This is a genomic window from Actinomyces sp. oral taxon 448 str. F0400, from assembly GCF_000220835.1.
Taxonomy (GTDB): Bacteria; Actinomycetota; Actinomycetes; order Actinomycetales; family Actinomycetaceae; genus Actinomyces.
In genome coordinates this window covers 907,207-917,271 of record NZ_GL985606.1, presented here as the reverse complement: position 1 = coordinate 917,271, position 10,065 = coordinate 907,207, and the positions used below count along the sequence as shown (strand labels likewise).

General features: G+C 71.4%; 9 protein-coding genes. All 9 read right to left on the bottom strand.

Features of this window, described 5'->3' with window-relative positions:
* Positions 1-448, bottom strand: a 448-nt coding sequence (gene folB / locus HMPREF9062_RS03955) for a dihydroneopterin aldolase (protein WP_009748746.1), incomplete at its 3' end; no start/stop codon positions are given.
* Positions 445-1,329: a dihydropteroate synthase gene (gene folP, locus HMPREF9062_RS03950; RefSeq protein ID WP_034254668.1), complete on the bottom strand. Its 885-nt coding sequence runs from the start codon at positions 1,327-1,329 to the stop codon at positions 445-447. The genes folB and folP, both read right to left, overlap by 4 nt.
* A 423-nt stretch (positions 1,330-1,752) precedes the next feature.
* Positions 1,753-2,430: a type 1 glutamine amidotransferase domain-containing protein gene (locus HMPREF9062_RS03940; protein WP_009748743.1), complete on the bottom strand. Its 678-nt coding sequence runs from the start codon at positions 2,428-2,430 to the stop codon at positions 1,753-1,755.
* A 197-nt stretch (positions 2,431-2,627) separates the two neighbouring features.
* A complete protein-coding gene (gene folE, locus HMPREF9062_RS03930) occupies positions 2,628-3,200 on the bottom strand; it encodes a GTP cyclohydrolase I FolE (protein WP_009748741.1) in 573 nt (190 codons plus the stop codon).
* Complete coding sequence (gene ftsH / locus HMPREF9062_RS03925; RefSeq protein WP_009748740.1) at positions 3,197-5,293, bottom strand: ATP-dependent zinc metalloprotease FtsH; 2,097 nt, start codon at positions 5,291-5,293, stop codon at positions 3,197-3,199. Before ftsH ends, folE begins: the two co-directional genes overlap by 4 nt.
* A 115-nt stretch (positions 5,294-5,408) precedes the next feature.
* A complete protein-coding gene (locus HMPREF9062_RS03920) occupies positions 5,409-6,698 on the bottom strand; it encodes a hypothetical protein (protein WP_034253719.1) in 1,290 nt (429 codons plus the stop codon).
* 302 nt (positions 6,699-7,000) lie between these two features.
* Entirely contained in the window at positions 7,001-7,735 is a 735-nt protein-coding gene (locus HMPREF9062_RS03915) for a hypothetical protein (protein ID WP_034253717.1), read from the bottom strand.
* Positions 7,736-7,977: 242 nt separating this feature from the next.
* Positions 7,978-8,532, bottom strand: a complete 555-nt coding sequence (hpt, locus tag HMPREF9062_RS03910; protein ID WP_009748736.1) for a hypoxanthine phosphoribosyltransferase — start codon at positions 8,530-8,532, stop codon at positions 7,978-7,980.
* An 81-nt stretch (positions 8,533-8,613) separates the two neighbouring features.
* Entirely contained in the window at positions 8,614-9,717 is a 1,104-nt protein-coding gene (locus HMPREF9062_RS03905; RefSeq protein ID WP_009748735.1) for a zinc-dependent metalloprotease, read from the bottom strand.
* Positions 9,718-10,065 lie beyond the last annotated feature (348 nt).

Genomic DNA, 10,065 nt, shown 5'->3' with positions numbered 1-10,065 from the left:
CTGCGGCCGCGGCGGCGTCCTCGGCGGGCGCGGCGGCCTGCGCCCGCCCGACGGACGGCGCGGCGTCCTCGCCGGCGCGGCGGATTGTCACCGACACGTCGTCGAAAGCCACGTCCAGGGGCGCCTGCGGCTTGTGGACGGTGACCTCGACGGCACTCACGCGCGGGAAGGCAAGCACGGCCTCGCTGACGCGGGCGGCGAGAGTCTCGATAAGGCCCACCGGTTCGCCCTCGATGACGGCCACCACCGCCCTGGCCACCGCCGAGTAGTCGGTGGCATCCTTGGCCTCATCGGTGACGGAGGCGACCGCGGTGCCGCGCTCACCGAGGTCGAGAGTGACGTCGACGGTGAAGAGCTGCCCCTCGGCGCGTTCGAAGGGGAGGACGCCGTGATACCCGCGGGCGGACAGGCCCGACAGGCGGATCCGGTCGGGTGTGGTGGTGCTCATCGGTGTTCCTTCCAGAGGGAGGCGGTTCGGACGGCGTCCCGGTTGGCCGGGACCTCATGGACTCTCACGGCCCAGGCCCCGGCGAGGGCGGCCAGGGCGGTCGTGGCGGCGGTGGCGGCGTCCCGGGCGATCGGGTCGGCCGCGGCGGAGCCGGGGACGGCGGCGGCGAGGAAGCGCTTGCGCGAGGAGCCGATGAGGACCGGCAGCCCCAGATCGACGCGCAGGCGCTCGGTGGCGGCCAGGAGCCGCCAGGACTGCGCATGGGTCTTGGCGAAGCCGAGGCCGGGGTCGATGACGACCTGCCGGAGGCCGGCGCCCGCGGCGTCGAGTTCGTCCAGGCGCTCGCGCAGCTCGGTCTCGACGCCGTCCACGACGCCGCCGAGAGCGCTGTAGTCGGTCAGACGGTCCATGGTCCCCGGGTCGCCGCGCCAGTGCTGGCAGATGTAGACGACGCCGGTGTCGGCGACCACCCGGTGCATGGCGGGGTCGGCCAGGCCCCCGGAGACGTCGTTGACGATGACGGCACCAGCGCCGACGGCGGCCTCAGCGGTGGCGGCGTGGACGGTGTCGACGGATACGGCGGCTCCGGACGCGGCGAGCGCGCGCACGACGGGGATGATGCGCTCCTGCTCGGTCGCGGGGGTGATGCGGGCGGCGCCGGGGCGGGTGGACTCGCCGCCGACGTCGAGGAGATCGGCGCCCTGGGCGCGCAACTGGCGACCGTGGGCGACGGCGAGGTCCGTGGTGTCCCAGCGGCCGCCGTCGGAGAAGGAGTCGGGGGTGACGTTGATGATGCCCATGATGAGGGTGCGTCCGGCCTCGGAGGCCTCGGCGAGCGTCGTCGGCAGCGGTGCCGGTGCGGGGGGCAGGACGTCAGTCACCGTCCCAGGGTAACGGTGCGCACCTGAATCCTTGGGAGCGGCGAGGCGAAAGAGCTCAAGCCGTTTCATCGAGATCGGCCCCGCCTTGCGGACGGTCGGCCCGGCCTCGCGCAGGGCGCCGAACCCGGTGGAGCTGCCCGGGACGACGGCGGGCCAGCGAACCGGGGCCACCATAGCACCGGCAGCACCGGCGACGGCCTCGGCCTTCGCCTGAGGGTACGGGGAGGGCGGCGACAGCGCCGACAATGTCCGACGCCCTGCTCGACGACCCGTCAGGCGCCTGCCTCGGCCTCCCGGTGGACGACGAGACAGGCGCGGGCGGGATCCTCACCGCCGCGCAGCGCCGACGGGTTCACCGCGGTCCTCTCGGCGCCGTTGACGACCCGGGTGACCGGCTGAGCGACCGAACGCCGCGGGCCCGTCTCAGCCCAGCCGCTGGATGAGCGCCGCAGCGAAGGACGCCGAGGACGCCGGGTTCTGACCGGTGATGAGGTCCCCATCGGTCTCGAGGTGGTCGTCGAAGGGCGCCGCCGTCCGCACGGCGACCCCGGCCTCCTCCAGCCGGGTCTGCAGAAGCCAGGGAGCCCGGGGAGCCGAGCCGGCCAGGGTCTCCTCCTCGTTGGTGAAGCAGGTGATGGTGCTGCCGGCGAAGGTGTTCGTCCCGTCCGCGCGCGTGGCCGCCAGGAGAGCGGCCGGGCCGTGGCAGACGGCGCCGACGGGCTTAGCCGCGTCGCGGAAAGCCGTCAGCAGGGCTCCGCTGACGGCGTCGACGGCGAGGTCCTCCATGGGACCGTGCCCGCCGGGGACGTAAACGGCGTCGAAGTCCGCGGCGCTGACCGAGTCAAGGGGCACCGGGTGGTTGAGCGCGGGGCTGGCGGCGTCGATCCGGCGGTAGTGATCCCCGTCCTCGACGCGCAGCGAGGCGGGATCGAGCGGGCTCTTGATCCCGCCCGGCGTGGCGACCACGACCTCGTGGCTCGCCGCCTCGAAGGCCTGGAGCGGGACGATCGCCTCCTCGGCCCAGTAGCCGGTGGGCGTCGTCGTGCCGTCGTTGAGCGTCCAGTGGTCGGAGCCGGTCATGATGAACAGGATGCGGGCCATGCGTCTCCTCGGATGCAGTCACCGGGGTCGCGGGCCGGCCCCGTTCGAGCGTCAACCCAGCACGACCCCGAGGTATTCCCGTCCGATCGAAGCGGGCGTTCGGGCCGAGGCCGAGACGGACGACGCCACCGGCGGAGCCGGTGATGAGGCGGAGCCGACAGACCCCAGGGCGGAGCCGGCCGGCGGGCCCGGTCGTCTCACGACCGCCGGCCGAGGATGAGGCTCATGGCCTCGCTGCGAGTGGCGGCAGCCCGCATGATGCCGCGCACAGCGGATGTGACCGTGTTGGTTCCCGGCTTGTGCACCCCGCGCATGGACATGCACAGGTGCTCGGCCTCCACCACGACGAGCACGCCCTTGCAGCCCAGGCGCTCGACCATGGCGTCGGCCACCTGCGCCGTCAGCCGCTCCTGCACCTGGGGACGGCGGGCGTAACCGTCGACGAGGCGCGCCACCTTGCTCAATCCGGTCACCCGCCCGTCCTCGCCGGGGATGTAGGCCACGTGCGCACTTCCGTGGAAGGGCAGGAGATGGTGCTCGCACACCGAATACAGGGGGATGTCGCGCACGAGCACCATCTCGGAGTGCCCGACGTCGAAGACCCTCTCGACATGCGCGCCCGGGTCCTCGTCGAGCCCGGCGAACATCTCCGCATAGGCGCGGGCCATCCGCTCCGGCGTCTCGCGCAGGCCGTCCCGATCGGGGTCCTCGCCCACCGCGACCAGCAGGTCACGCACCGCCCGGCGCACGCCGTCGACGTCGTAGGTCACGATTGCGGGTCCTGGCCGGCGCCGTCCCCGCCATCGTCATCACCGTGGGTCAGGGCCCCGGCCGCCGCGGGGAAGTCGGAGGCGGAGACGGCCTCCTCCACGACGAGGGTGTCGTCGGCCCTCCACAGCGGGCGCTCGGGCTGTTTGACGACGGAGGAGAAGATGCGCTCCAGGTCCTTCTCCAGCAGGGTCTCCTTCTCCAGCAGCTGGCTGGCCAGGTCCTCCAGGACATGCCGGTTGCGGGTCAGGATCTCCCAGGCCTCGCGGTGGGCGTCGTCCATGAGGGCGCGGACCTCGGCGTCGACCTGAGCGGCCACCGACTCGGAGAAATCGCGGTTGGTGGCGGACAGCCCCAGCACCGTCTCGTTCTCAGTGGTACCGAGCTTGACGGAACCGACCGTGCGCGTCATGCCGAAATCGGTGACCATCTTGCGAGCGGTGCCCGTGGCCTTCTCGATGTCGTTGGAGGCGCCGGTGGTCGGGTCGCGGAAGACGAGCTCCTCGGCGGCCCGCCCGCCCATGGCGTACACGAGCTGATCGAGCAGCTCATTGCGGGTGGTGGAGTACTTGTCGTCGCTGGGCATGACCATCGTGTATCCCAGCGCCTTGCCGCGCGGCAGGATGGTCACCTTGGTGACCGGGTCGGAGTAAGCGCCGGCCGCCGCGCACAGAGCGTGACCCGCCTCGTGATAGGCGGTGACGGCCTTCTCATGATCGTTCATGACACGGGTGCGCTTCTGGGGGCCGGCGATAACGCGGTCGATAGCCTCGTCCAGGGCGCGGTTGTCGATGAGCTGGGCGTTGGAGCGAGCGGTGAGCAGGGCCGCCTCGTTGAGGACATTGGCCAGGTCGGCGCCGGTGAAGCCGGGCGTGCGCTTGGCCACCAGGTCGAGGTCGACGTCGCGGGTCATCGGTTTGCCCTTGGCGTGCACGCGCAGGATGGCGGCGCGTCCGGCCATATCGGGGGCCTCGACGCTGACCTGCCTGTCGAAACGGCCGGGCCGCAGGAGGGCGGGATCCAGGACGTCGGGGCGGTTGGTGGCGGCGATGAGGATAACGTTGGTGTTGGCATCGAAGCCGTCCATCTCGACGAGCAGCTGGTTGAGGGTCTGCTCGCGCTCATCGTGCCCGCCGCCCATGCCGGACCCGCGGTGGCGGCCAACGGCGTCGATCTCGTCGACGAAGATGATGGCCGGCGAGTTCTCCTTGGCCTGCTCGAACAGGTCGCGCACGCGCGAGGCGCCCACTCCGACGAACATCTCGACGAATTCCGAGCCGGACATGGAGAAGAAGGGCACGCCGGCCTCGCCGGCGACTGCCTTGGCGAGCAGGGTCTTCCCGGTCCCGGGCGGGCCGTACAGCAGGACGCCCTTGGGGATCTTGGCGCCCACGGCCTGGAACTTCTCGGGTTCGGAGAGGAACTCGCGGATCTCCTCCAGCTCCTCGACCGCCTCGTCCTCGCCGGCGACATCGTCGAAGGTGACGTCGGGCATCTCCTTGGAGCCCACCTTCGCCTTGGACCGTCCGAAACCCATGGCCCCGCCGCGGCCTCCGCTCATCCGCCCCAGCAACCACCACATGATTCCCAGGAAGACGGCCATCGGCAGCAGCAGCTGGAGCATGGAGGACCACCAGCTCGTCGTCGGGACGACGGAGTCGAAGCCGCCCGACGGGTCGGCCGCCTGGACGAGGTCGTCGACCTGATGCTTCTGGGCCTCGGTGTAGTTGAACTGGACCTTCTTGCCCATGGGTTTTCCGGTTTCACCGGCCTCGGAGGGCGTGGAGGTGTAATCCTCGGTCAGGTCGAGCTCGACGCGCTGGTTGCCGTCGACAACGGTGACGGATTTGACGGTCGAGGGGTTGTCCCTGAGGATCGCCAGACCCTCGGAGGTGTCGATCGAGCGGTAGCCGCCCAGCCCCGACACCACCGCCCACACCAGAAGCACGATCAGGATGAAGGGCGCAACCCACAGCAGGGGATTTCCGAGCATGTTGCGGCGGTTCTTGTCCCCATGCTTGGAGCCGCCCTTGTCGCCCTTCTTCGCGGGCCGGGTGGTCGGGCGGTTCTGTCCGGTCTGACCGGGTATTCTCATCGACGTTGGTCCCTTTCGCGAGTCCGACCCCCCGACGTTAGCCGAAAGGCCCCGTTTTCCGCCGCGAGGACCGTCACCGTTCGCGACCGGCGTGCAGACCGCTCGGACCGCCGTCTCAGGCCTCGCGCTCACCGGAGCGGCGACGCGCCTTCAGCAGCATCCCGGCCCCCAGAAGAACGGCCGTGAGCAGGATGAGCCCGCAGCCCGCGCCGGTGGAGGCCAGAAGCCCGCTCCGACGATGGCCCGCGGAGCCGTTCGCCGCGACGATGACGTCGTCGGAGGCGGTGGAGGCTCCCGCCCCGGGGTCGCGGTCATCGACCACGACGGCCGAGTTCCTCGAACCGGGTGCCGAGGACGGCGCCGCGGTCTCCCCGGCTCGTGCCGACGCGGGATCCGTCGCGGTCGCCCCGGGGGCACCGGCGGTCGGCGTCTCGGAGGCGGCGGGCCCGGCGGACAACGCCGAGGGCCAGCCCGTCGCCACTGGGGCGCTGCGCCACTGGGGACGCGCAATCAGGGACAGGTCTCGTCTGAGGGATTCGGGCAGCGATTCGACGACGACGCCCGCACCGGCTCCCCGGGAATGGATAACCTTCCCGTCCCCCAGGTAGATCGCCGTGTCGTAGACGTTGGCGAAGTCGTCGCCGGTGGTGCCCGAGCCCTCCGGGGACTGCCGGGAGAAGAAGAGGATGTCGCCGCGCTGGTACCCGCCGCCGGCGTTGTCGGCGGCATTGTCGGCGGCGAGCCACAGGTCGCCGTTGACGTAGAACCAGCGCGCGAGCTCGTGGGCGTGCCGCAGTTCGGAATCGGGAGTCCGACCGAAGTCGACCCAAGTGCCGGCGCACGTGTTCGCATCGGCGGCGTACGTGGTGTGCGTGTAGTCCCAGCCCTTGAGGATCATGGCCACCAGGGAGGAGGACGTGATCGGGTAGGGGCCGGTCTGGGTGGAGCGGACGATCTCGTCGGTCTCCAGAGGCGAGGGGCGATCCGCGTCCTGTACGAGGCTGCTGCCGGCGTTCGCGAAGGTCATCGCCCGGGCGATCTCGTTCTCGACGGCGGCCGCCTCGGGCCGGGTGGACGGCTGCGCGGCGAAACCGGTCGGCACGGCCCACTCGCCGTCGGCCGTGGGCACGGCGAGGTCCCCCAGAGGGCCCGACGCGTTCGAGGGCTGGACGAAGTAGGTCATTCCGGCGCCGTCGCCGGCTGCGGCGTAACCACGAGTGCCCACCGTTCCATCGAGGCCGGTGGCCGCCATGAGCTCGTCGACGGTGCCGAACTGCGCGCCCGCCTCAGGGGTGCCCGACGCCGAGGGGGCGCCGGTCTCCTGGGCGATGGCCGGGGCACCGAGCGCCAGTATCAGCGCCAGAGTTGTCATCCCGGTGGCGGCGGGAACACGACGAGTGGTCACGGCGACTCTTCTCTTCAATGGCAGGACGGCGGAGACCGCAGTCGGCTCTGCCGCATGGGCGGCGCATGGGGCGGTGCGCCGCAGCAGTCTACCTCAGATCACGAAACGATAACGATTGCGCTCGGAGCCGGGGCGCACCGACGTCGGCGCCTACGAGCGCCGACGGGAGGAGGAATGCAGGAGGACCGAGCACCGATCGTGGGAGGAGAACGGGCGCGCTGAAGTCGCGGCCGGACCGGCTGCGGCGGCGCAACGGGCGCGCGGACCCCGGGCCGGGCTCCAGAGCCCCGCGGCCCGAGGGGTCACAGGCTCGCGCGCTCGTCGACCTTGGTGCGCCACAGCATGAGCAGACCGATGACCAGGAGGATCAGCGCCGCCAGAACGAGGGCGGCGCCCGCGCCGGTGAAGGCCAGCAGGCCGCCGATGGTGCGGGGCGGGGACTCTCCGGCGGCCGCGATGGCGGTGCTCGCCGCGGCGGACCGCTCGGCCCCGTCAGCGGTGTCGTCGGCGCCGGCGGACGCACTGCTCGTGCCGTACGCGCCCGACGCGGGGGCTCCGGGGGAGCCGGGGGCGGAAGGGAGAGGGACGAGCGACGTCGGGTCCGAGGACGCCGAGGAAGTGGTCGGCTCGGATGCGGCTGCGTCCGTGGGCGCCGGCATCGACGCCGAGGCCGATGGCTCGGGGGCGGGCGCAGTGGGGGGTGCCGCGGTCGGCAGTGCCGGATTCGGCTGGACGGGGTTCGGATCCACCGGATTCGGCTGGACGGGGTTCGGATCCACCGGGTCCGGTTGGACGGGGTTCGGGTCCCCGGGGTCGGTCCCCGGCGCCTCGGGCGCGGAGGACTGCCCATGCCCACCGGGATCCACCGGGCCGGAGTCCGCATCCCGCCCCCCGTCCGGAGAATCGGGATCGGACGCGTAGTAGTGCGGACCCGTCCCGTCGGAGTCGCCCTCGGCCGCGAGGACCGCCTGCGCGGGCAGGAAGGCAAGCATGAGGGCGACCAGAACCGCAGCGAGAGAAGCACGATGACGGATCATGAAGCCTCTCCTTTGCGGTCAGGGGTGTCCTTCGGGGTACGACGGGAACGTCGGGGTGGGGGGGGGTTGTAGCCTTACACATATCACGTCGACAGACATGACACTGAAGCCACATACGATGGTTACTGTACCCGAGGTTACCGTGGCATCACAGTGCCCTACGCCTCACTGGCACCTCGCCGTCGTGCTCCTCGTCCTTCTGGGACGGATCCCGACGTCCGCCGACGCCGGTCTTCGCCCTCTCAGCCGCTGTACGCCTCGGGGCGCAGCGTTCCGATGAAGGGCAGGTTGCGGTACTGCTCGGCGTAGTCCAGCCCATAGCCCACGACGAACTCGGTGGGGATGTCAAAGCCGACGTACTTAACGTCGACCTCCACTTTGGCGGCCTCCGGCTTGCGCAGAAGCGCGGCGATCTCCACCCCGGCGGCCCCCCGGCTCGACAGATTCCCCGCCAACCACGACAACGTCAGCCCGGAGTCGATGATGTCCTCCACGATGAGGACGTGGCGGTCGGTGAGATCGGCGTCGAGGTCCTTGAGGATGCGCACCACGCCGGACGATTTGGTCCCCGAGCCGTAGGAGGACACGGCCATCCAGTCCATGGGCGCGCTGCGGTGCAGGCGCCGCGACAGGTCCGCCATGACGTAGACCGCTCCCTTGAGCACGCCGACCAGCAGCAGGTCGCGCCCCTCGTAGTCAGCATCGATCCGAGCGGCCATCTCGTCCAGACGCTGAGCGATCTGCTCCTCGGTAATGAGAATCTGCGCGAGGTCGGCTCCCATGTCCGCAGCGTCCATGCGTGCTCCTCCGTGTGCGTGAGCGGTTAGCGGCATCGCCAAGCCTGCCATAGCGTCACCGGCCCCGCCCCTCACGGTCGGTCACAGTCCGAGGCGCTCGATCCACTGCTCGGGGCGGGCGATCTCGTCGGGAAGCGGCAGGTTATCCGGCGCGGCCCACACCGTGTTGAGCCCCTTATGACCGACCCGTGCGATGACGGCCCGGGCGAAGGCGGCGCCGTCGGCGTACTGGGTCTCCTTGGCGTCCAAGCCGATGAGTCGACCCAGCAGCGCTCCGGGACCGGCGCTCAGCCCGTGGCCGTAGGAGCGCGGCGTGCGCGACAGGACGGCGCGCAGGCGATGGACCGAGGGCATGCGGCCGGGCTCGACGGCGTCGAGGACCGCATCGGCGTGCCCCTCCAGAAGAGTCAGCAGTGCGACCAGGCGCGTCAGGTGCTCGCGCCCCGGAGCTGTCAGGAGGTCGCCGAGCGGCGGACCGTCCGGCTGCTCGTCCCGCTCGTCCTGCTCGTCCGACTGCTCATCCGGCTCAGTGCGCCCGGCATCGGCGTTGCGAACGGCGGCGACCAGGGCGCCGATGACCAGGCGCATCCGATCGGTCAGCCGCTGCGCGAGCCAGGGCGCGGCGCTCAGCTGGACCAGGTGCACGGCCTCGTGGAGTGCGACCCAGGCGGGCAGGTCGAGGACGTCGAGGTCGAAGCGCCGCTGGAAGGCCAGAACGTTGGGGGCCACGAGCAGCAGCCGCGCGTCGGGCCGGGTGACGTCCCCGCCGGCGGGGTCGTCGAGGCGGGGCAGGACCTGGCCGAGGACCCGCGTCGACAGGTAGCCCAGGGCGACGCCGACCTGGCCGGTGGCCAGCGCGCGCGAGGCGGGGCCGGCATCGGGCATGGGCAGGGCGCCGGTGAGCCCGCGTAGCCAGGCGGCCGAGGCGGTCATGAGACCGGCGCGGTCAACCACGAGGATCTCGGCGTTCAGCGCGGCGCTGCGGGCGGGGCCGGGCAGGCCGGTGATGCGGCCCGCCCAGGGCAGGGCATCGTCAACGCTGCGGCGCAGCAGAGCGACGCTGGCGCGCCGGATGGCGTCCGGCACATGCGGGCCCGCCGGCGTGGCGATGCGCGCCAGTCGCGCAGCGGCGTCCCAGTCGACGAGATCGGCGGCGGTCGGTGCGGAGGCTGGATTCGGGCTCACGGGAATCAGACTATGGCGGCCCGTGGCACGGCGGCGGTTGACGACTCGCAGCATCTCGCGCGGGGCTCGCCGACACGTTCGGGATGCCTCCCAGGACGACGCGTCGCCTCGGGAGGCATCCCAAGCATCCATCGAGTAAGCTCGGCGCACATCACCCCCGTGCGTCGTCGCACGCTCTCACGATCCTGAACAATTCCCAATTAGGAGGTCGGCGCATGCCGTCTCAGTTCCTTATCTCCAGGCGTTCACTCATCACCGCAGCGGGCTGCGGGCTTCTGGCGTACGCCGCGGGCCCCGTCCTGGTCCCCTCCGCGATTCCCACCGCCCTGGCCGAAGGCGACGGCCAGG

Excerpts from the sequence above, each read along its gene's own strand:
- hpt (WP_009748736.1), bottom strand. The coding sequence starts at position 8,532 with ATGGACGCTGCGGACATGGGAGCCGACCTCGCGCAGATTCTCATTACC.
- HMPREF9062_RS03915 (WP_034253717.1), bottom strand. The coding sequence starts at position 7,735 with ATGATCCGTCATCGTGCTTCTCTCGCTGCGGTTCTGGTCGCCCTCATG.
- HMPREF9062_RS03940 (WP_009748743.1), bottom strand. The coding sequence starts at position 2,430 with ATGGCCCGCATCCTGTTCATCATGACCGGCTCCGACCACTGGACGCTC.
- ftsH (WP_009748740.1), bottom strand. The coding sequence starts at position 5,293 with ATGAGAATACCCGGTCAGACCGGACAGAACCGCCCGACCACCCGGCCC.